The 22,318-nt window shown below is 46.0% G+C and carries 23 protein-coding genes; 3 read left to right on the top strand and 20 right to left on the bottom strand.

Translation table 11 applies throughout. The annotated features are described in order from the left end of the window. Positions 1-36: 36 nt before the first annotated feature. From ACLVWU_RS02685 to folD, 4 genes are read right to left on the bottom strand one after another with little or no spacing between them, the layout of a single operon-like run. Positions 37-1,341: a class I SAM-dependent rRNA methyltransferase gene (locus ACLVWU_RS02685; RefSeq protein ID WP_413577041.1), complete on the bottom strand. Its 1,305-nt coding sequence runs from the start codon at positions 1,339-1,341 to the stop codon at positions 37-39. A 2-nt stretch (positions 1,342-1,343) separates the two neighbouring features. Continuing rightward, positions 1,344-2,453 (bottom strand): esterase-like activity of phytase family protein, encoded by a 1,110-nt coding sequence (locus tag ACLVWU_RS02680; protein WP_413577039.1) that lies wholly within the window; start codon positions 2,451-2,453, stop codon positions 1,344-1,346. A gap of 2 nt (positions 2,454-2,455) precedes the next feature. Next, a complete protein-coding gene (locus ACLVWU_RS02675) occupies positions 2,456-3,496 on the bottom strand; it encodes a Rieske 2Fe-2S domain-containing protein (RefSeq protein ID WP_413577037.1) in 1,041 nt (346 codons plus the stop codon). Positions 3,497-3,517: 21 nt separating this feature from the next. Beyond that, the gene (folD, locus tag ACLVWU_RS02670; RefSeq protein WP_413577035.1) at positions 3,518-4,372 is read right to left on the bottom strand and encodes a bifunctional methylenetetrahydrofolate dehydrogenase/methenyltetrahydrofolate cyclohydrolase FolD; all 855 of its coding nucleotides are present in this window, start codon (positions 4,370-4,372) and stop codon (positions 3,518-3,520) included. Between the two features lie 168 nt (positions 4,373-4,540). Here folD and ACLVWU_RS02665 point away from each other — a divergent pair, with 168 nt between their 5' ends. Next, the gene (locus ACLVWU_RS02665) at positions 4,541-4,825 is read left to right on the top strand and encodes a hypothetical protein (RefSeq protein ID WP_340598729.1); all 285 of its coding nucleotides are present in this window, start codon (positions 4,541-4,543) and stop codon (positions 4,823-4,825) included. Positions 4,826-4,913: 88 nt separating this feature from the next. On the opposite strand, the gene ACLVWU_RS02660 is transcribed toward ACLVWU_RS02665, so the two are convergent. From ACLVWU_RS02660 to ACLVWU_RS02640, 5 genes are all read right to left on the bottom strand, one after another. Further along, positions 4,914-6,161, bottom strand: a complete 1,248-nt coding sequence (locus ACLVWU_RS02660) for an NAD(P)/FAD-dependent oxidoreductase (protein WP_413577033.1) — start codon at positions 6,159-6,161, stop codon at positions 4,914-4,916. Between the two features lie 123 nt (positions 6,162-6,284). Next, positions 6,285-7,064, bottom strand: coding sequence for a serine protease (locus tag ACLVWU_RS02655; RefSeq protein WP_413577031.1), 780 nt, complete (start codon positions 7,062-7,064; stop codon positions 6,285-6,287). 143 nt (positions 7,065-7,207) lie between these two features. Beyond that, positions 7,208-8,005 carry a serine protease gene (locus ACLVWU_RS02650; protein WP_413577029.1) on the bottom strand — a complete coding sequence of 266 codons (798 nt, stop codon included), beginning with the start codon at positions 8,003-8,005 and terminating at the stop codon, positions 7,208-7,210. Between the two features lie 87 nt (positions 8,006-8,092). Next, positions 8,093-8,338 carry a hypothetical protein gene (locus ACLVWU_RS02645; protein WP_413577027.1) on the bottom strand — a complete coding sequence of 82 codons (246 nt, stop codon included), beginning with the start codon at positions 8,336-8,338 and terminating at the stop codon, positions 8,093-8,095. Beyond that, the gene (locus ACLVWU_RS02640; protein WP_413577026.1) at positions 8,339-9,244 is read right to left on the bottom strand and encodes a DUF2802 domain-containing protein; all 906 of its coding nucleotides are present in this window, start codon (positions 9,242-9,244) and stop codon (positions 8,339-8,341) included. It lies immediately after the preceding gene. A 157-nt stretch (positions 9,245-9,401) separates the two neighbouring features. On the opposite strand from ACLVWU_RS02640, the gene ACLVWU_RS02635 reads away from it, so the two are divergent. Continuing rightward, positions 9,402-10,655: a hypothetical protein gene (locus ACLVWU_RS02635; RefSeq protein ID WP_413577025.1), complete on the top strand. Its 1,254-nt coding sequence runs from the start codon at positions 9,402-9,404 to the stop codon at positions 10,653-10,655. 57 nt (positions 10,656-10,712) lie between these two features. Here the strand turns inward: ACLVWU_RS02635 and ACLVWU_RS02630 are convergent, their stop codons facing one another. Further along, on the bottom strand, positions 10,713-11,096 hold the full coding sequence (locus tag ACLVWU_RS02630; protein WP_413577024.1) for a hypothetical protein: 384 nt from the start codon (positions 11,094-11,096) through the stop codon (positions 10,713-10,715). 196 nt (positions 11,097-11,292) lie between these two features. On the opposite strand from ACLVWU_RS02630, the gene ACLVWU_RS02625 reads away from it, so the two are divergent. After that, positions 11,293-12,273 (top strand): hypothetical protein, encoded by a 981-nt coding sequence (locus ACLVWU_RS02625; RefSeq protein ID WP_413577023.1) that lies wholly within the window; start codon positions 11,293-11,295, stop codon positions 12,271-12,273. On the opposite strand, the gene ACLVWU_RS02620 is transcribed toward ACLVWU_RS02625, so the two are convergent. The 10 genes from ACLVWU_RS02620 to ACLVWU_RS02575 are packed head-to-tail and all read right to left on the bottom strand — an operon-like array spanning position 12,270 to position 22,261. Beyond that, complete coding sequence (locus ACLVWU_RS02620; RefSeq protein WP_413577022.1) at positions 12,270-13,472, bottom strand: pyridoxal phosphate-dependent aminotransferase; 1,203 nt, start codon at positions 13,470-13,472, stop codon at positions 12,270-12,272. The two genes, ACLVWU_RS02625 and ACLVWU_RS02620, sit on opposite strands and share 4 nt — an antisense overlap. An 11-nt stretch (positions 13,473-13,483) precedes the next feature. Beyond that, positions 13,484-13,966, bottom strand: a complete 483-nt coding sequence (coaD, locus tag ACLVWU_RS02615; RefSeq protein ID WP_413577021.1) for a pantetheine-phosphate adenylyltransferase — start codon at positions 13,964-13,966, stop codon at positions 13,484-13,486. Further along, positions 13,959-14,552 (bottom strand): 16S rRNA (guanine(966)-N(2))-methyltransferase RsmD, encoded by a 594-nt coding sequence (rsmD, locus tag ACLVWU_RS02610; protein ID WP_413577020.1) that lies wholly within the window; start codon positions 14,550-14,552, stop codon positions 13,959-13,961. Before rsmD ends, coaD begins: the two co-directional genes overlap by 8 nt. After that, a complete protein-coding gene (locus ACLVWU_RS02605; RefSeq protein WP_413577017.1) occupies positions 14,549-14,902 on the bottom strand; it encodes a response regulator in 354 nt (117 codons plus the stop codon). Before ACLVWU_RS02605 ends, rsmD begins: the two co-directional genes overlap by 4 nt. 10 nt (positions 14,903-14,912) lie before the next feature. Beyond that, entirely contained in the window at positions 14,913-16,910 is a 1,998-nt protein-coding gene (locus ACLVWU_RS02600) for an ATP-binding protein (RefSeq protein WP_413577016.1), read from the bottom strand. After that, a complete protein-coding gene (locus ACLVWU_RS02595) occupies positions 16,834-17,514 on the bottom strand; it encodes a hypothetical protein (RefSeq protein ID WP_413577014.1) in 681 nt (226 codons plus the stop codon). Before ACLVWU_RS02595 ends, ACLVWU_RS02600 begins: the two co-directional genes overlap by 77 nt. Next, the gene (locus tag ACLVWU_RS02590; protein WP_413577013.1) at positions 17,501-18,961 is read right to left on the bottom strand and encodes a glycosyltransferase family 9 protein; all 1,461 of its coding nucleotides are present in this window, start codon (positions 18,959-18,961) and stop codon (positions 17,501-17,503) included. Before ACLVWU_RS02590 ends, ACLVWU_RS02595 begins: the two co-directional genes overlap by 14 nt. A 56-nt stretch (positions 18,962-19,017) precedes the next feature. Beyond that, positions 19,018-20,592, bottom strand: a complete 1,575-nt coding sequence (locus ACLVWU_RS02585) for a glycosyltransferase family 9 protein (protein ID WP_413577010.1) — start codon at positions 20,590-20,592, stop codon at positions 19,018-19,020. After that, the gene (locus ACLVWU_RS02580) at positions 20,593-21,207 is read right to left on the bottom strand and encodes a hypothetical protein (RefSeq protein WP_413577008.1); all 615 of its coding nucleotides are present in this window, start codon (positions 21,205-21,207) and stop codon (positions 20,593-20,595) included. Between the two features lies 1 nt (position 21,208). Further along, positions 21,209-22,261, bottom strand: coding sequence for a tetratricopeptide repeat protein (locus ACLVWU_RS02575; RefSeq protein ID WP_413577006.1), 1,053 nt, complete (start codon positions 22,259-22,261; stop codon positions 21,209-21,211). Between the last annotated feature and the right edge of the window lie 57 nt (positions 22,262-22,318).

The following is a 22,318-nucleotide window of genomic DNA, read 5'->3' as shown; positions in this document are numbered from 1 at the left end:
AAGGCTCTTCAACGAGCCCTTAGTCTAGCAAGCAGTCTAAACGATATAATGAACGTACATCTTTAGATAGAAACCCTCAGGAAATTGCATCAAAGTAGGATGGTCGGCGGCATGCCCACCTCTTAATACGCTGCGCACTTCGCTGTAATTTCTAAGGGATGCTTTACGAATTGCATCTCTGAATTCTTCCTCTTCCAACAAACCCGAGCAGGAACACGAGGCCACGAATCCATTCTTTTTCGCCAGACGGAATGCGTGCGTGTTCATTTTGATGTAAGCGGCTTTACCAGTCGGAATATCTTTCTTGGCTTTGATAAATGCCGGTGGATCTGAAATCACGATGTCATATTGGCCTGTTGGCAAATTCGTCAAACCTTCCAGGACATCCATTTCATGAACTGTGACTTTAGCGCCTTCTCTTTCGGCATTTTCTTTGGCAAAAGCCAACGCCGTTTTGGAAACGTCGACCAAAGAAACTTCAACATCAAAGCCTTCCGCCTTCAAAGCACGAGTGATTTGCGTTGACCAGTGTCCCACGTAACAACACAGATCCAACACTCGAATGGTTTTGGTATTCTGTTGTTTCGCCCAGTTTTTGAAAAGACCGATCGCCAGATAAATATTGTGAGTTTGATCCAGGAAGAATCCGGTTTTCTGACCTTCACGAAGATCGCAGCTCATTTTGATCACACCTGCATCGGCGGCCGCATTCAAAAGAATTTCCACATGATCCAACTTGAAATCCGGAAGATCTTTTACAACCTTCGCCTCATTATTAGTCAAACCTTCCAGCTTACGCACACTCACGTCATTGCGAATGATCACTGCTGTTTGATTCCAGTCGAACTCTGACAAACTCTGCTCTTTGGCTTTTTCAGCCAGGCCTTTAAAGAAAGCTTCAGTGTTTTGCAAAGCCAGATCCATTCCCGCCGTCACCAGCTGGGCTACGAAAACCTGAGCCTTCTTACCACCTTGATCGATGACGTAGTAATCCAAAACAATACCAGGTATATAATCAGACTCCCCGAATGCCAGACGGAAGCTGCCGCGAAAGCCAGCGGCTTTGCGCACTTTCCATGAGCTAAGAATTTTATTATGAAGGAAATCAAAGCCTGTCGGCTCTTTGTCCTGACTATTGAAAGTCAACGCACGAAACGCAATCAACGAATGAGGATTGCCATAACCGCGCGCCAGAAACTGACCTTTGGCGTCCTGCAACTCTACCGGCGAACCCGGCGGCAATCCTTTGGGACTTACTGAAAGCTCATTGGAAAAAACCCAAGGATGCCCACTGCGAATACGTTTATCAGCCCCTGTACGAAGTCTCCAGACTGTTACCATTTCTATTCACCTTCAATTGCAAAAACCAGAAGTTCTGTGACTTCGTTCTTGGAAAAATTATTATCAGAAACCACCAGAAGAGTACGTCGTCCGTCCGGCAATTTTGGACCGAACGCCAACGCTTCAAAATTTTGAACGTCTTTTTTACCGCGTTCTTTGATCAAATCAGTTTCGAAATCAATAAGCTTGGTTTTCTCTGCCAATGTATACTTATGATCGGCCAGCTTGGTCATCGACAAAGTATTGGTCGCCTTAGTCAGATCCGCCACGAATAAAGAAACCGTGGACTTCCAACCTTTACCATGAAGGCGTGCTCCACGTTCCAACACGATGACTTTATTTTCCGATAGAGCCAGAATTTCCGAGACGCCCTTGAAGATCTCGCGACCAATTTGGCTATCGCGATAGGGCTCCACTTTGTAAGCGAACTCAGAAATCGGCGTAAAATACCCGCGCTCGGCGCTGCGATCTTCAAATTTAAGAAGTCTGACGATAACACCCGAGGCCTCAGTCTCCATGTCTATGTCCTGAGTCAGTGGCGCTTCAAGGCAGGTAAATACAAATTTACCGTCAGTAGTTGCCGTCAGACCTTCAAAGGCCCCATTGTTCTGAACGCCCTTGCTTTGCTGTCCCGTAGTTTCCGGAAGATATTTTTCCGGAATTGAAATATCAGATTTCCATTTGCCATCAGCTCGCGTACGAAATACACGAGGCATAGAGCGCGGTTTTAAATCGCCATTTCCTTCTGAGGAAATTAGAAACTCGCCATCCGGTAATTGCGCCAACCCTTCCAAATCCACAAATGCCTTGCGACGACCTTCCTTGGGAAGACCCTTCACTTCTTTCACAGATTTGGGAATCAGAACGACAGACTTGCCATTAATTTTAAAATCAAACTGGTAAATACGCGGCTCGCCCCAGCGACCCTTGTCATCGCTGATGGCATTCAAAACGCCATCTTTGTACGTAATGCCCGACAAACCACCGATGGTGGTGTCCTCAAACTTCGCGCCCGTAACGATGGAAGTTTCGCCAAGGTACTTAAGGCTAAAAGCCTTTGCTTGAACTGCAAAAATCAGAACAGAAAGAACCGCTGTCAAAAGTCTCATCATTACTAACTTCTCCAGCGAAGTTCAGTCTGTTTAACCGGGTTTACAAAGTCGCGTTTTTCTTCCAAGGCGTTGTGGTATTCAGTTTTCAAAGAATAATACCATTTCGCTTGAGTATCAGCGTCCTTGATCAGCATCAGACTTGGATCGTATTTCAAACCGTCCTGTTGCTTGGTAACTGCTTCCATGTCCTGACCTAAAAATACTTTACCAAACTGCTTTACTGCTGGCTTAAGAATCGTCAGCCAAGGAATATCCCAAACAGCCAGCTGAGTGACTCGCGTATTTTTCTCATCAACCGGAGTCAACGCCGTATACGAATAGAATTTGCGGTCACCGACCTGAATGTGTTCAACACGCACGCAAGGCAAAGTGAAAGTGATTTCCGTTGTGGGAACTCCACCCAAAAGTTTATAGGCCTTGGAATTGGATGACGGCTGATGACGAATCATCTGAAAACCATAATCCACGGGTCCAAATAGCTTCTTCTTTTCCAGCATGGTTTTTTCAGAGCGCCAGAACCAGCTTTTGTGCACGTAAGGACCATGCGCTGGATCCATCAGGCCAATCACCGCGTGATCCACGTGACATGGGAAATTCACCACATAAGTCAGATTTGGTTTTTTATCGTCGGCAAAACCCTTCATCACCGGCGGAGTCGGAACTTTGCTTACATCAAAGTCCTTATCGCCCATGAACACCCAGATCAAACCCTGGGCTTCGTGAACCGGATAGCTGCGCACTTTGATTTTGTTTGGATTTAAATCCTGATCCGCACACAGTGATGGAATCTCTGTGCACACACCGGAACCATTGAATTTCCAACCGTGGTAGGGGCACTCTAAAGTGTCATTGACCACGCGACCATAACTCAAAGGAATTCCTCTGTGAGGACAGATGTCACGCATCGCCGACACTTTACCTTGGGAATTGCGGAAGAACACAACAGGCTCATTCAAAATTTTTCGGGCCTGGGCTTTATTGATTGCTAGCTCTGCGCTTGGCAAAGCCACGTACCATACGTTTGTTAAAAATCCTGTAAACATATAAACCTCGAGAAATAGAAACTAGTGACCTGCTCTGTTTTCCGCCAACAGACAGGTATTTTCCAAAAGTGTAGTAATCGTCATGGGACCAACACCTCCTGGAACCGGAGTCGCAGCTTTCACCCAACCTTGAAGCTCTGAAAATCTGACGTCCCCGTGAAGCTTTTGCCCCTGGCCGGAACCATGAATCCCCACGTCGATAACAATAGCATCTTTCTTAAAGTCATCCTTGCCAAGCAAATGAACCTTGCCTGCGGCAACGACAACCAGATCCGCCTTGCGAGTGAACTCTGAAAGATCTTTTGTTTTTGAATGACACAAAGTCACTGTGGCATTGGCTTCTGACAATAGTGTCGCCATCGGCTTACCCACGATATTACTACGTCCAACGACAACAGCATTCATGCCTTCAACTTTAATTTTATAATGAGCCAGAATCGACATCACTCCCTTGGGAGTGCACGGGCTGACTAACGGTTTGCCTGCAAAGAAATAGCCCAATGATTTATAAGTCAAACCATCGGCATCTTTATCCGGAGACACCATTTGCAAAACTTCGTGTGAGCTTAAATGTTTTGGCAATGGAAACTGAACCAGAATCCCATCAACATCCTGATCGTTGTTCAGAGTTACAATCATTTCCGTCAGTTCGTTTTGTGTGATGTCGGCTCGCAACGCATGAATCGTGGAGGTCATACCCACTGATTCGCAGGACTTCTTTTTGTTACGAACGTAAATCTGACTGGCAGGATCCTCGCCCACAATAATGACCGCCAAATGAGGTGCGCGGCCGTTTTTGCTTTTAAATGATTCAATGCGAGGAACCAGGGAGGCGCGAATCTGCTTTGATACTTCTTTGCCATCTAAAATGAGCACTGTTACACCTCCCCTGAATGGAAGCCCCAATTTCCAGTATTTTCCAAAGAAATTCAATGGTTTAGTTAATTCAAATTAAAATAAACCGGGGCCGGAGAGGGCATTTTCTGCTTGCTTCAATCCTTCGAATTAATGTACAAGTTCTTAAAAACATTAGGGGATTTAAAGATGGCAGAAAAAGTTAAGCTCTCAAAAGACGGTAGCTCCATTGATTTCGTTCAGTCTGAAAGCTTGCCTACATCACTGAAAAAGTTCCGCCAAAGCCCTGAAATCGAAGGCTTCTATCGCTTCGTATTCGAAAACGATCTTCAAAAAGAATCTTACGACATTTTGGATCGTATCATCCAACAACGTAAGGCTAAAAAAGCCGGCGCTAAAAAAGAAGCTGCCGCTGCTGCCAAAGAAGAAAAAGCTGCTGCTAAAAAAGTGGAAGCTAAAGGCAAAAAGAAATAGTTCTAAATCAAATTTTAGATACAAAAAAGCCCGGTCACCCGGGCTTTTTTTTGTAACGATGCGCGTTCCAAAAAGGGAACTGTTACCTTTAGAAACGGTTTGGAGCGAAGATTTCCAGATCGACGAAAGGTTTCTTTTTGTCGATAAGATCCGCCACCAACAGACCTGTACCTGCGCCGGATTGTAGACCCAGCATTTGGTGTCCCACTGCCAACATCATGTTGGAGATCTTATTGTGGTAACCGATCAAAGGCACGCCGTCTGGTGTACATGGACGAAGACCAGCCCAAAGCTCTTGAACTTCCAATTTTTCTGGAAGATACAACAATTCTGAAGCACCTTTTTTGATATTGTTCACACGGCGCTCAGTAATCGAGAAATCCTGATCAACAAGCTCCAAAGTCCCTGCAATACGCAAAGAGTTCTCACGCGGAGTGATCGCAATTTTATTTTCGATGTACATGATTGGATACTTCGGTTGTTTCTCCAATTTAGGCACGATCATCGCGTAACCTTTGCCGCCCAAGATTGGAATTCTTAGTTGCAACATTTTCGCCAGATCTTTTGACCAGCTACCTGTTGCGATAACGATTTCTTTAAATTTGATTTCGCCTTGAGACGTCATCACCTTAGTGACTTTGCCACCAGCGATGTCCATCTCCATCAATTCGCAGTTTTCGATGATCTCGCCACCGTTAGCACGAATTTCTTCAGCCATCGCCTGTACCACTTGGAATGGTTCAGCCATTGCTTCCTGGTCGAAGTACACACCACCCAACATTGGCGGACGGAATGCAGGCTCAAACGCCATGATCTCTTCACCAGTCATTTCTTTACCAGTGACGCCCACACCTTTTACGTATTCAAGCTCTTCAACAGCTGCCGCTACACCTGCTTTAGTGCGGGAAACCATCAAAAGGCCTTTTTGCTCAAAGCGAGTTTTAGGATATTTGTCGCCAAGCTTTTTATATTCTTCCAAAGATTTTTGGGAAAGAACGACCAAACCTTCAACCGCGCGACGCGCTTGTTTTTCGTTCATAGCTTTCATGAAGTGGAACAGCCATGCTGCCAGATCCAAAGACAATGACGGTTTGATATGAAGAGGGCTATTTGGATTTGCCAGCCACTTCATGGATTTCAGGAACATACCCGGCATTGGCAACGGCATGGAAAAACAAGGAGTCATCCAGCCTGCATTTCCGTACGAGCAACCACGGCCCACAGTTCCTTTATCAATTACACAAACTTTGGCACCACGGCGAGCAAGCTCTGCGCCCACGGAAGTCCCGATAATGCCGGCACCGACTATTAAGATATCGAATTCTTTATTTTGCATACTGTTAATGGATTTACTCTTTTTTAATGGAAAAGCAAGTCCCGCTCGATGGCACGATTTGGCAATGAAAAAACCCGTGGTTTTTAAGCCACGGGTTCCAAAAATTTAGCCAAAAGCTGGGTTTTATTCAGCAATAGTTTCTTTGATCCAGTCAATTGCTGCATTGACTTTGGAATAAACGCCTGGGAAGCCGGCACGTGCACAACCTTTACCCCAGCTTACTACGCCAATTAGGTATGTGTGACCGTCATCAGCTGTAGCCACCAATGGACCACCAGAGTCACCTTGGCAAGAGTCTTTGCCACCTTGAGTGTAACCAGCGCAAATCATACGATCTGTGATTTTACCAGCGTAAGCTTTGTTACAAGCAGCTTGGGAAACCAATGGAACCTCAACTTTTTGCAATTTGTCTGGAAGACCGTAAGCACCTTCTTTAGTCGCGCCCCAACCAGCAGTTGTAGACATAACTTCAGTGCCGTCTTCAGGGATGGCGATTTCAGTCGTGTTCAATTCAACTGGAGCGTAAGTAGAGTTGCCATCCAATTGGATCAAAGCGTAATCAAAATCAGTACCGCCACCTGGGTAACCAGCGTTAGCTACGATTTTAACTGGTTTGAAAGTTTCAACATTAGCCGTGTCTTTTTGGCTGTGAAGACCAATTTTAACTGCTTTTACAGTGCCGCCCTTTACACAATGAGCTGCTGTCAAAACCCAGTTAGGTCTGATCAACGAACCACCGCAAAAGTGACCGCCGTAATTGCCTTGAAGAGAAACGATATAAGGAAATTCGCCTGGAGCCGCCTCAACGCCACCAACGATTTTAGCGCCAACTTTTTGCGCCGCTGTGGAAACTGCACCTGTCAATACTAGACCTGCTACTAGTAGGTAGTTTAAAACTTTCATGTCCGTGTCCTCTCTCTTTTTGAATCCTTCAAAAATAATTGTGCTTAGACATTGTTATTTGTTTTTCAGGACGAGCCAAAGGCTAGTTCCAAATTGGGTATAATCCTGTGTCTTGGTCCAGCAAAACTAGACCAAGGTATAGGTTATTCCTCCCCCGTAATGGTTTGTTCAATCCAATCAGTCACTGCATTCACTTTGGCGTAAACTCCGGGATATTTCGGTTCGGCACATCCCATGCCCCAACTTACAATCCCTGCCAACAGTACTTTTTCGCTTGTTTTGATAATCATCGGACCACCGCTGTCACCCTGACACGAGTCCTTGCCTCCGGCTTCGTAACCTGCACAAATCATTCGGTCTGACACTTCAAAGCCAAAGGGAGAGTAGACCTTGTTACAACTTACCTGCGGCACCAATGGTACATCCACTTTATTCAGGATATCGGGAGTGGGACCATTCGATGTCAAAGTTCCCCAGCCTGCGACTGTGGTCATCACTGCCGGGGCCGTTGGATCTGTGGGAATTTGAATTTCCTGTTTGTTCAATTCCACCGGAGTGATCGCGGATTCTGCAGATAGCTCGATCAGGGAGTAATCATAGTCGTTGGAAAAATAGCCTTTTTTAGGATGATTGATAAAGCGTGTAGCGGTGTGGATTTCGGCCCCATCAGGATTCGACATCTGGTAAAGTCCCACCACTATTTTTGCCGGAGCCGACTTCATACAATGAGCCGCTGTCAGTACCCACTTCTTGTTGATCAAACTGCCGCCGCAATAGGCCTGACCATTCTTGTCGATCAAAGAGACGATCCACGGAAACTCACCAGGTGCCGCTTCCACTCCACCCACAATGTGACGCTTTGAATATTCCTTATTCATTGAAAATGCCGATGGGCTGACCGCAATTGCCATAGATAACAACAGGCCGCATAACGCTCGCATATCTTTCCCCTTGCATGGTGATACTGAACGATAATTACAGTCTTCCGCCGGAACCCCGAACTCGCAAACAAGTCAGGGTCTTGGCTTTCAAATTACACGTTCAAATTTTACAGTGTTGGGATCAAATATTTGGAATTCAAGAGGATTGATGCAGCGAACCTGCACGCGAACAGTTTGTCCTTTATCCATCGGCTGACCACTATGATTCGCAATTCTTAAAAGATACCCGTTGAAACTGCAAAGGACATCTCTGCCAGATTGTTTCTCTTCAACAACCGTGTGCAGGATCTGTCCTTTCGTCAGGGATTTCAAGAATGCTTCACTTGCCACCATCTACTCCAGATCGTTCACCATATCGATGCGACGGAACTCTACCGGTCGGATGTTCGGTCCGGTCGCTGACTTTGCTTTTGCTGACGGAGAAGGTTTTGAAGTCACTGCCGTTGGTGTCACAGGCGTCGGCTTTTCTCCAAGGAAGTTTTGCGCAATGTTGTGAGTCACATCAAAAATACTTGGAGCTTTTTCAGCTTCAACTTCTTCTTCTTTGATTTCCTGGCAGGCTGCCTTAAAGGCATCACCCAGTTTTTTCATAGAATTATTTTCTGCGTGGGGAACATCAAAAGCTGTACTGATATCAGAGCCCGCTCTTTGCAAAGGCTGCATAAATGAAATGTTATCAACATCACTAAAGTCTGAATTTGAAGACTCTGTCCCGTCGGTTCCTTCGTTCGCCCACTCTGGCAAACTGTCTTCACAGAACATTAGTTGGTCTTTGTTCACCTTGGCGATGAATTCAATTTCTCCCATGGACAGATCAACTTGCGCTGCGATCTCATCCGCACTTAATCCCTGATGGGCCAAGCGGGCTGCTTTGACATATTTAATAGTGTTCTGGCGTTCCACAATTTCAGTATGCGGGATACGGTCCTGGAAAATCTTTGCGACTTCCATACTTTTTTGCATGCTTTGATCGATCTTCGCGATTTGCTTTTCCGACGCCTGAATTTTGGACTGAATGTCTTTTACTTTTTGTTCCAGTAAAGCCGTCAGCTGGTTCACTTGAGTTTCAGTACGATCAGAAAGATCCTCTAAAACCGCGATCTTGCTTTGCAATAGCTGCAACCCCTTGCTGAGGCGTGGATCATCCTTAGCCGGGCGATTCATCCGTACCCAAACGCCAATTACACCGGCCAAAAGAATCACGTTCACCAACAATTGAGTTAAAAACCAAAAGCTCACCCTGCCTCCTTCGAGAACATGGATTTAATTCTAGTATTCTAAGGTCAGTTCCCACAATGAGACGAAGGTCTGGATTGTCTCAAACCCAGACTGGACTTGGTAAATTTTGAGACGACGTCACTTCCTGTGCTATCCTGCACCAAAGGGGAATGGAAGTATGTTTTTGTCTTTACAGAAAAAGGCCGCTCTAGCGTTGCCGCTTTTGTTGATTGGCCTTACCGCGTGTAATCCGGTGCAATTCAGTTCTCCGTCGGTCAAAACGTCAAATACGCCTGAAGAGTCACCGACTCCAACAGTCACTCCCACTACGACACCGACGACAACTCCAACAACGTCGCCTTCACCAACTCCGAACTTGCGTGACGTCACGTACTCAAACACGGTTGAAGCTTCGAATAATAAATTGGATGTCGTGCTGGTTGTGGACGATTCAAACTCGATGCTGGCAGACAATCAAAAGCTGGCTGCAAAACTATCCAGCTTCGTTTCAAAATTGCAGACGACTAAAAATCTGGATTGGCAAATGTGTCTGACGGTCACACGTGGACTTCCAAGTGGTGCAAATACTGTGGCCTGGGGTGCCTCGATCTATTGGCAAACCAACAGCGCTTCCCCTAACACAACGCTTGGCCTGGTGTTAAAACGTGGAGCTGCTGATCTTGCCAACGTCTTTGCTCAAACCATCACTTATGTTGGTGCTGGATGGACTGGCTCCAACGACGAGCGCGCCATCAAAGCGGCTTACCACCATGTTTATAATGGGGACTATAAATATTCAGGCGTAAGTGGCTGCTACCGTGCTGATGCGGCTATCGCCTATATCATTATCTCCGACGAAGACGAGCGCAGTATTGGTGGTGACAAGACTCAGCAATACTATAAAGACGAATACTATGCCCTGGAAAACGAAGACAAACCTCAGGTGTTTGTGGACTATGTTAAATCCACGTTTGGCGCGAACAAACGTTTCACGGTCAATTCGATCATCGTAAAACCAGGCGACTCTGCCTGTATGAAAACTCAGGATGCCGGCGGAGCCAAAAGCCACTATGGCGTTCAGTATGCAGCCCTTTCAAACCTTACGGGTGGAGGTATCGGCAGCATTTGCGAATCTGACTTTGGGACCAACCTGAATCTCTTTGTTGATAAGATCGTGGATTCCTTGAGCAGTGTGAACCTGGAATGTACGCCGGTGGGGACTCCGGTGGTTACTATCACACCGACTCTAGCTTCACTTAGCTACCGCACTCAGGGTATGAGCATCGTCTTTGACACTCCTGTCCCAGCCGGCAGCAAAATTGAAATCAAATACAAATGTGATGGGACTCGTACACCGAGTTCTTTGGGACAGCCTCAGACAGAGGTTGGCTTCTTCACGAAAATCATGAACTTCTTTAAAAATCTGTTTTAATTAGAGTTTAAATTAAGAAACAAAAAACCCTGCTCTCTCAAGCAGGGTTTTTTTTATTTATTGGCATTTCAATGCAGCGATCAGGTCACCGGCTTCGACGTAAACCATATCTTCCTCGCCCGCGAAATAAGCGGTGCGCAGGATTCCGTTCACAACCAGTTTAGTCAGAACTTCTTTCTTTTGAAGCAAGCCGTCCAAGTTAGTTCCTTGAACATCGTAAGCCATGCCTTCCTGGAACGCAATCGTAAGCCCGCCAGAAGGATCAGCGTACTTGCTGTAATCACGCGGATTCATCTGATACTTAACCGCTACAGAGTTTTCCTTTTGCACCAATTGAAGGTTCATACGATCCGTAACACCCGTGCACTGAGTGCTTGCCGAAGCTACCGTGGAAGCGACTGTGGAACCCAAAAGTACCAATGACAAGATGACAGCTTTCATTCTTATTCTCCTGAAGAAAACTTAAATTAACTTCACTCATATTCCATTTCAAGTGACCCGTGGGAAATGTAGTAATTACAGGCATGAAACAATAGAGTAAAAATGTCAGCGGAGCTCATTTTTGTCACATTCGGAATAGACAAACCCCCTAAGAATTGCGATATGTCTCGAACTTTTACAAACGGGGAAAAATTACATGAGATATTTGGGCTTCTTGGTATCTGCAATTTGTGCTCTTCAAGTTAATGCTTTTGCTTCCAGTAGTTGTTCAAATATCGATGTGCGCGACAGCCTTCCTGCTGACGTTAAAACCTTTATGACCACTCCGTCTGATCAAGGTGATATCGGTTGGTGCTATGGCTATACGGCTGCGGATATTATCAGCCAAGCACTCGGAACACCTGTCTCTGCCCTGCACTTGTCTGCTTACTACTCAAGCGAAGTGACCGTGCTTGGAAAAATCGGCCGTGGTGTAGTTAACAAAACCACGACTCCTGAAGGTGGCATGGTGGGCGTTGCCGTCAGAAAAATGTATGACTTGGGCTATGCCTGCAAAGAGCGCGATATTCCTTCTCAGGGCACCAAAGAAATCTGGCTTTCTTCGACTACTAAAGTTCACAATGGAATGGCCTTCTTCATCAATCGCATGAAAGATATCCGCGCCGGAAAATGCGTGGATCTTTGCGAAAAATCATTCCAACAACTGGCAGAAGGTTTCTTCCCAGGCACCTCTCCTGACGTGATCCGAAAGTACCTTCTGACGCATCGTAATGTCAGCCTGGAGGACGTGGTTTTCTTTTTCCTGGATAACTCCTGCCGCTTCAAATCCACACCAATTCCGAATTCGTTGAATTACGAAACTTGGAGCAAAAAAACTCACCCATTTGAGTCCATCAACAGTCAGATCAACTGGCTATTGAATCGTCGCAAGCTTATTTCATTGGAATACGATGCTTCTGAAATCACAGATGTCGGTGGCATTTTTGGTGCGGCTCACGCCTCCACAATCGTCGGTCGCAAAAAAATTGGAAACGCATGCTATTACATGGTTCGCAATTCCTGGGGCACTTCCTGCGACTACCGTAAAGACATCATTTGCCTGAAAGACCAGGGCACTTATCTGGTTCACGAAAGCAAAATGAAAGATATGGCAAAAAAGCTAATCTGGATCAACTAAGACAGTTTTCCGACGAATTCCTTCATACGAATCACCGCGCGCTTCATCGTTTCCTCGGAAACGGCGAAGCTCAGGCGCATGAAACCATCCATACCGCATTCCGCACCTGGAACTGTGGCCACAAAAAACTTATCTAGCAAAATATCACAGAAATCCTTGGAAGTTCTGATCAACTGACCTTCATAGGCTTTGCCAATGCAGGCTTTAATATCCACCCAAAAATAAAAAGCACCATCGGGTTCTGCCACTTTGAAACCCGGCACCGAGCGAAGCTCCGCCAAACCTGAATTTTTGCGGTTGGTAAGCTTGGTCACGACCTTTTCAATATCAGGCTCACACTGCTCTATAGCTTTCATGGCGGCATGTTGTGAGATACTTGAAGGTGATCCCGTCGCCTGACTTTGATAATCCGCCATGGCCGTAATCAGCTTTTCAGGGCCTGCGGCCCAACCGATTCTCCAACCTGTCATGGAATAGGCCTTGGAGCCTCCATTAACCGCCACTGTACGATCTTTCAAATCCGGTGCGACCTGCAGAATATGCGGCGCCACTTTGGTTCCATCGAAGACGAGGCGATTGTACATATCATCGGAAATGATCGCGACTTGCGGATGTTTTCTTAAAACTTCCGCCAGGGCCTTCAGTTCATCAGCACTGTACAGCAAGCTGGTCGGATTGCTGGGCGAGCAGAACAATAAAGCTTTAGTTTTCGCATTAATGGCCTTTTCCAAAAGCTCTGGAGTGATTTTATAGTTCTCCCGTTCACCACACTCGATGATACGAGGAACGCCGTCAGCAAGCTCCACCATCATCGGATAGCTGACCCAATAAGGCGCACCGACAATCACTTCGTCCCCGGGGGAACAAAGCATCTGCAGTGCTGCGAAGATGATAAACTTCGCACCCGATGCCACGGTAATTTCTTTCGTCGAATAAGACTGACCAATCTCAAATTTGATTTTCTTGGCAATGGTCTGGCGCAACTCAACTGTGCCATTTGCAGGAGTGTACTTGGTGATGTTCTTCTCAATGGCCTCGATGCCGGCTTTACTTGGAACTTCAAACGTTGGCCAATCAGGTTCCCCGACTGTCAGGGAAATCACATCGTGCCCCTGAGCTGCCAGCTCTTTGGCTTTCGCCACCAAAAACAATGTCGGAGAGGTTTTTAAATTCAAGGCCCGTTTTGAAAGTTGCAACATGCAGAATGGTCCTATTTTCTAAGTTTTTTCGTTATCGCCTCTTTAACCACGTCAGGTACGAAACCAGTAAGATCTCCACCATTTATCGCAAGCTCTTTCACGCCTCGCGAAGAAATATAGTAACACTCAGGACTTGCGAACATTAGCAGAGTTTCGATTTCAGGCGCGATCTTCTTGTTGATTTGCGCCATCGTCAGCTCATATTCAAAATCCACCACCGCCCGCAAGCCACGAATAATGACCTGAGCATTGTGCTTTTTCATGTAGTCCACTGTTAGACCTTCAAAGAACTCCACCCGGACATTTTTCAGATTCGACAGGCACGTTTCAATCAATTCCTTACGCTCTTGCGCAGAAAACAATGATTGCTTCTGTGCAGATTGCGCCACCAGAATCACGATTTCAGAATATAACGGCGCCAGGCGGTTGATAATATCAACGTGTCCCATTGTAATGGGGTCAAAGCTGCCGGGATAGACCGCGATGTTACTCATCTTCGTTTTCCTCTTCCTGTGTGTCTTCTTCCAATGCACTTTCGTGACAGAACATGCTTAGAATTTTATCGCCAAATTCTTTTTTGCTGAACCGAACCAGCTTTCCATAGCGATCTTCCATGCGCTCTTTGCGCTGGGATTCGATTGCCATGATCGTGTGATTACCAAAAGCCTGACTGACACTTGCCGCTTCAACCACGAAATGCGCCATCTTTTCAGTAAATGGCGGATCAGCAAAAATTATATCAAAGGCTTCGCCTGTGTAGGATTTTAAGAACGCAATAACATCCATGCTGATGATTTTGTATTGGTTCGCAGGCACTTTAAGCTTTTCAAAATTCTGGCGAGTGATCGTCAACGACTTGGGATTCATCTCTACAAATGTGCAAAACTTTGCATCGCGGGACAGGGCTTCGATTCCCAGGTTGCCTGTGCCGCAGAACAAATCAGCAACATTGGCTCCTTCAAGTTGGAATTGAAGTTTATTGAACAAGGTTTCTTTCACGCGATCTGTGGTGGGCCGGATGTGATCCGCCTTAAAACTCACCAATTGATGACCTCGGTATTTCCCTGCAATAATTCTCATGACAACAAATCCTCGGCCATCTTAACAATAGCAAAAATATCTTCGAACGGTTTAGGCACAAACATCTCGGCACCCATTTGTAGCGCCGTTTCCATATTGTGTTCTCCAGCAAAGGCAGACATTAAAATCACTTTTCCCGAGCGATCTGATCCGATCTCTTTCAGCACTTGTGGCCCTGTCATTCCAGGCATCAAGACATCCAAAAAGACCAAATCCGGCGTGGTCTTCTTCCATTGATCAAGACCTTCGTTTCCATTTTCGGCTTCAACCACTTCGTGTCCTTTGGCGCGAAAGGCGCGGGACAGTGAACGGCGTACCAAAACTTCATCATCGACGATTAGAACCTTCACAACAGAATCCTTACTTAAAAGGCAAAGTAATCACAAAACGGGCCCCTTGTGGATCCACCGTTTCATACGTGATACTGCCACCAAATTTCTCTATGACAGACTTAGACATACTTAACCCAAGACCCGTCCCATGTCCTTCTTTTTTTGTCGTGAAGAATGGCTCAAATATTTTTCTTTGAATATCCTCCGGCACCCCTGGCCCTGTGTCCTCAATCTCCAAAACGACTTCTTTGCCAGAATGGAAAGAGTTGATTCTAAGCCGCCCTGGATCCTTCATCGCCTGACACGCATTATTAACCAAATTGAATACCACTTGTTGAATTAAGTGTGGCTCAACGTGCACAGTTTTATCGATGCTTTGCAGGGTGACTTCCAAACGATGGGTGCGCAGAGCCGACTTCAACATCGGCAGCGTTCTTTCCACGATCTCATCAATGGAAATATCTTCGGCCGGCTGATCCTCGCCTTTGGAAAAATCCAGAAGATTTTTGATAATGCTTTGTGAGCGTGCTGCTGCCTTTTCGATTTCGATAAGGTCAGAGTATAGATTTGTGTTCTTGTCTGCCTCTTGCAACAACACCTGCGCCAAAGAACGCAGCCCCGTCAGAGGATTATTCAGCTCATGTGCAATATTGCCAGCCAACATTCCAATGGCACCCATTTTTTCATTTTGCAACATGCGCAGATAGAGTTCGCGACTTTGCGTGATATCAACATATTGGTTTACAACATTTGTGGCTTTTCCACCATTATCCAAAACCACCGGATAGCTGTGAACCTGATAGACCCGGCCATCTGCCTGAATTTGTCCCACATGAGGTTGCCCATCCGCCAAAGCCAGGCCCGCCGGCGAAGCCTCACCAGCTTGTTTTTTGTCGGGAAACCGATCCGAAAATTTTCTATTAGCCCGCACCACATTGTAATCCACATCCATGATTGCGATGGGATCTCTCATGCCGTCGAAAGTTTTTTCCCAACGGTAAGAGAATGCCGAAAGTTGGCTCTCCAAAAGAACCCGATCCAGAGTCATACTCAAAGGTCGCATCCGGTCCGTCATGAACTCCACAAAGGGAGGCATTTCTTTTTCATTCAGTGAATTTTCAATACAAAGAATCGCTTCGCTGCTGCCACCCAGCAGGTGATTGGTCAAACGCAACTCTAGCGGGACAACATAAGTTTTTGCAAACGGTCGGCCGAAATGGTTCGCCAGATGCCTGATCAAATCGGAAGACGGCACCTGGGCGTTCTTAGGAAACTCAAAATCAACCGAGGATTCAGATTGAGTCATCGTTCCCAGCTGAAAGCTGATGAAGTGAGTTTTGGTGGACTCCGTCCGGTACACCAGAATCGGATCACCGATCTTATGAAACTTGCGGAGCTCTTTACGAATAATACCCAGAACGTCCTCGAAGGAGTTCTGGTTGGCCAGATCTTTTATCAGACGTACAAGGTTGCGTTCACGATTTAACTTGTCGCTTTCTTCCTTGTGCGAGACTTCAATACCCTGAGTGCGCTCGTCAACCAAGCCCTCCAGGGAATGCGTTAGGGCTTCAAGTTCTTTATTTTGAGAAGATGATTCTTTTAATAATAGTGACCGCGACAAGTATGTCGCATGCTTTTCCAGCGCATCCTCGAACTGCTGCCATATTTCCCTCTCAGCCAAAGGCCAACGTATAAAACGATAGACCTGCGCCTGGTTGATGCCCTGGCGCACTTTTTCTTCAGTAAGATCATGGGAAATATAAAATCGCGGAGCCATGGGCTGTAAATGGCGGGCTTGAATCAATAACTCAAATGCTTCATTAGTCCCGTCTTCCTGGACCAAGATCGAGGAAAACTTCTGGTTCTGCAAAAGCGAACGGGCCTCGTCGAACGAAGCCCGCAACACGATCTCCACTTCCCGTTTTTGAAACGGAAAGTATTGAGGCAGCCTAATTGGCGATACGCTTCCGACCCATAAAATCGGATCTATTTTGCTCGGATTGATAAGTTCCGCTGGTGTCCCCATTCAGTGCCTTCTCCAAGTGCTGCAAGTGTTCAGTCCACATTTGCAGAACATTGTTTAAATCATACTCTAGGACATCTGCTAAAAGAACAAAATCCTTATTTTCCAAAGCACGAAGTGCTTCCACAACCGTAGTTTTACTGTCCTGTTCCGTCTTCACCCAATCAACTGGACTGGTTACCAGGTAACGGTCACCCATTATGATCTTTAAAGACATGACTGAATCAATCAGGTACTCACAGTTTTGCACCAGATCGTGGATTGGTTTCAGCAAGCCACTGAACCCCTGAGTGCGCATACGCTTGGACAGGCTTTCCGTTTTTTCCTGAAGCTCTGGCAATGCCGCGATCCATGCTTGCAATACATCCAATACCAGATCATTGCTGTTTTCAGTCATATACTCGAGTGTTTCCACATCATTCAGGGAAACTGTGCCGAAGCGTGCTTCGTCATTCTCTTTGATTTCCATACCGTTAACGATAAATCGGCAAACCACCTGATTGGTGTCACGCAGTTCATTTTCGATATCATCAAAAACGCGGGAAAGAACAGTGTCTGTCTGATAAAAATTGCGCAATTCCTGGCCGGTCACTTTAAAGCGTTCCATCTTTAGCCTCCACAGTCGTGATTATTTCATCCTGAGGTACATACACACGAAGATGGCGCTTAAAACGCTCATGAACACTCAAAGTTGCTGCAATAATCTCCTCTTGCGTGCCTGGAGCCACACGGATTTTCTCCGCATGATACCAATCAATCATAGGACGCAACTCAGGGACAATCCGGCTAATTGATTTAATAACATCTTCGCCACCGTCAATAAAAGGGGCAATCGCGTTAACACCCTTCTCTGGAATCAGTGCAAACTGACTCATCATGAAATCGTTGATTTCATCAAGTTTCATCGCACCTTCAATGATCTCGATACGATCAGCGACAGGGTAATCACCGCCAAGGTAAATAGCCTGAACCAGCTTCCAGGCAAATTCCTGCTCTGCTGTTTCAACTTTACCGTAACTCGCAAGGCCCGGAGTTCGCATGATCAACTCTGGATCTGCATGACCTTCCAACAGCTGAGCGATGATTTCACCGATTCTTTCCGGCACGATCTCCTGGCTGTTTTCGAAACGATAAATCAAACCCAGCGTCGCTTTCGGTCCGGTCTCCCAGAAGTTCACATTGCCAACACTGATATTCAGCGTTGGTGTATCCGTCAAAGACGCCATATGAATCGGAGCACTGTCGCAGCCGATCAGCAATTCAGAACGCTTCAATACTGTGAACAACTCGTTCATTTTCGTTTGACCGACAAGATTTGTGATAGCCGCATTGGGCGCGTTCGCGATAATCTCGTTAGCAATGTCCATTTCATTTGGAGCACCGATCAGAACAATAGGCATCCCTTGATAACGACGGCTGAAGTAATCCAAGGCACGCGCCCAGGCTTCTGCGGTCAAAGCCTTGTGTTTTTCACTGGCACCCACATGAATCGTCAGGAAAGTTTCCGGCAACGTGATACCGATTTCCGGCAAAGCTGGTGCTTCCCAATCCTGCTCAACATACTCTGTACCGATCATCGATGCGAAAATATCAGCCACATGCACACGGTTTGGTTTGTTAATACCCACCTGAGCATAGAAGTAAGCACTCACTTCATCGGCTGCACAGAAGAAGCCGTCTCTGAAACGCGTGTAACCCAAAACCGAAGTATGCGGCATAGTCAGCGCGTGAGTCAGATAGCTGGAAAATGGCGAAAACGTCAGATTGATAATCTGATCATAGTTCTCTGCACGTACAGTCTCCACGAACTCTTCCATACGGTTCAAAGACTCTTCCGTGTTGACCGATTCATTCACCAGCGGCTGCAAAATATGGCCGCTGGGCAACGTCAGATGCCTATCGATTGCGGTCAATCCTTCAACTGCCCCCTCAAAACGGGGTCTTGTCATAAAGTGAATTTCAGCCTCAGGGTACAAACGGCGTACAGCACGAACTGCCGGCCATGAAATATAAATGTCACCCAGTCTAGCGAGCTGCAGAATTAGAATTTTCATCTTTGATTTGTTCCTTTGCAAGTTCAGCAACAAGTTTGATCGTTTCAGCTTCCTGATTATAAGGCTGCGTCTTCACGATCTCGCGATACGCTTCTTCCAGCTTCTTCAAAGCTGTCGATAGATAATTGTCCAATTCCTGCTGCATAATAGGCCCCTTCCTTGAGAACTATTTCTAGTGAGTGAATGAACTGACCCCGCGATTGCAAAAGTTCGCGGACTTCTGCTAGAGCACTCTGCATTTTCTCGTGAAACTGCAACGTACTGGAAAAACGGGCCATCAGAGTTTCTACAACCGACTGGAAATACCCAGCCGTGTCTTGTTTTGATTTAACAACTTCCTGAGCGGTCAGGATGAATTCACCGATATCGTGACTCTTAAGCTGGGACTTACCAATCAGATCTTCACGCTTAGGAAAGGCGGCTTCCAATCGGGAAATCCAGACTTCATATTGATCCTGTGACTGTCGGGCCTGCTTTAATAGGCAACGAACCGAATCTGTATCACCGGATTTCGAAAACTCGAGTGCTGCATTTGCATAGGGAATAACTTCCGATGCGGAAACGCCATCCAGTTTAAGCGACCAGGAAATGCGCTCCAGATCTCTTAGAGTTACAACAGGCTTAACCTGTTTTTTACTTAGTTTATCCCAAACGGCAGCGAAAACCTGGTCCACAGAAATTTGTTCTGCGCAGATTTGCGACTTTTGACTGCAGGCCTGGGAATGAGTGCATGGTGAACACGCAGTTTGTGCCACAATCACTTCCGAGTTACCAGAGAAAGCTGCCGTCTTTGTCCAATCACTGCTGCCTAATACCAACTCGACAGTCGGCACGCCCATCTGCGCTGCAAGATGTTTAATGCTGGTATCACCAGTCACCAAAAGACAGGATTCGCCCAGGGCCTTTTGCCCCTCAGCCAAATCACACACCAAGAGATCCGCTTCTGAGAAAACTTCCGTCAGCAGATTCTTTTCAAATGGTGCACATAGAATCTGAACTTTGTAGTCAACCAGGGAGGACTCAATAGTATCTTTAAGCTGCTTGAATCTGCCCAGCGCCCAGTTCTTCTTTGAATCACTGGTCAGACACTGAAATAAAATCCTCTTACTTTTGTTGGTTTGCGGTAAAACCAACCTGGAAACCGGCAGCCCAAAGGATTTACCCAATAGCTCCACATAGTGGAACAACGAAGGCTGCGTTCCGGAAAATCGTTCATTGAAATAGCGAAGCCAGGGATTTTTTAATCCCTGAAATACTCCTTCAGCATGGTGTAATCCCTGCTTTACTGGAGCCTGCAATGAACCTATTAGATAGGCACTCAGCTTGTTGTGTGTGAAATTAACTATCTGTTGGTAGTTCTCGCCATTCAATTCTTTCACCAGCATTTCTAATTGCCGATGCGACCACAGAATATTATAGGACGCCTCGCCCAGACCTTTTTGCAAGGCATCCCGGTCAAAGTAAAAATACTTATCAACCAAACCATGCAGCAGAGATTCCACTTGGGAAAACTGACGGTTTATCAATAAATGTATTTCGGCCTGAGGATACTTATTTCGCAAAGCCTTTAACAAAGGCTGCTGCTGAATAATATCTCCCAGACGCAAAAGCGAGACGACCAGTATCTTCATCTATTTTACCAATTCACCCAACATACGGAAGATCTGTTTCTTTTCCTCCGCAACCTGGGAAGCCTCCACCACCGGCAAAATGTCCTTAATGGAAAGCAAACTGTTGTTATTTTGAAAGTACAAAGACTTCATATTCATTTGCAGGTCTTCAAGGTGATACTTCACCGCTTCAACCGTACGACCCGTCAAGTGCCCGAAAAATTCAGCAAAAAGATTTAGTTGCTGCCCCCAGGATTCACGGAAAGAAACTACATAGGCGCGATTAGCAACAACGTCAGCATAGACATCATTCTTCATCAGATCCTGAACACTGTCGGCGATAACGATCTGGACACGCTCAGCAAGTTCAGGAAACTGTGATCTGAAGACCGGAACCAATGAATCACGCGAATCAACCACCGTGATTTGAACGTTCGGATCCATGTCAGCAAGAGCTTCAACCTGAAAACCCGATCCTAAACCAATGATAACAACATGAGCTGACGGGATAGGCCCCAAAGAGTAAGTCCACTTCAATGCTTCCTCACGAGGTTGCGTCAATGATGCCAAAGCAGCGCCTGCTTCGAATGCAATAAGAGAAGAGTCCTGGTTTTCAGAGAATGTAATCATGGACATTTTATGCTGCCTTTACTGTAGGTGTGATTTTCTTTTTAAGATTTCTAACTTCCGTGTGATCAGGGTTCCACAAAAGAACGCGCTCGATTTCAAGCAAGGCCTGATCCATTTGTCCCGCGGTACATAGCAAATTGATTAAAACCAGGGACATATCTTCATCCTGTTCAACTTGAGAAAGATATTCCTGCAAAGCCTCGATGGACTTTTGCAACTGACGATCACGCAGACCCCAGTTGGCAGCCAAGTGCACCGCAGTGCGGTTTTTCTTATTAATATCCAAAGCTGCTTCAACGTTTGCCCACGCAAGCTCTGTGTCACCGAATTGCTGGTGCACCATCGCCAGACCCACCCAGGCTTTGTCATTCTCAGGATTGATCTCTACGGCCTTACGGAAGCAATACAGGGATTTATCGAAATCACCACGCTGCACCTCAAGTGTCCCGAAATTAACCAGCAACACATCCGAAGTGGTATTAATGGTATAAGCTTTATTATAGTATTCTTCAGCGCCATCAAAATCACCCTGACGAACATAGATATTTCCGATGTTCTTATATACTTCAAACAGCTGGTCATTCTCTTCCGTCAACACTGACAAAGACTCGAAGTACTTTTCCAAAGCTTGTTGATCGCGACCCATGCGATAAAGTGCATGCGCCAGGAAGGCAAGACTCTCAAAACCGTAGTCCACTTTATTCCACGCATTCAATGCAATGATCGCCTCGTCGTATTTGCCGATCTTTTCCAGATTGCGTGACAACATACTTAAGGTCGCCGGATGTTTTGAATTGATATTACAAGCTTGACGCAACAGATTCAGTGCAAGGTGATACTCACCATGCTTGGACAGAACCTTCGCATTCTGCAAGCATTTCGTAATGCGGGGATCTGAAACTTCCTGTGATTTAACTGTGGCTTCTGATTCAAAGTCTGCAAGAGCCTGCACAGAATCAAAGTAAATTCTGCCAGAGCTTTCCTGAAAGGTTTCGTTTGAAGAATTAACTTCAATATTCTCACTGGACTTTTGAACGATCTGATTTTCCAACATCTGCATGGATCTCCTCCGAAGTTAGAGAAGAGCAACACAGATGCCAAAGTTTGAAATGCGTTT

Origin of the sequence: Bdellovibrio sp. HCB290, from assembly GCF_047305925.1 — a bacterium.
Taxonomy (GTDB): Bacteria; Bdellovibrionota; Bdellovibrionia; order Bdellovibrionales; family Bdellovibrionaceae; genus Bdellovibrio.
This window is presented reverse-complemented; position numbering and strand designations above follow the sequence as displayed.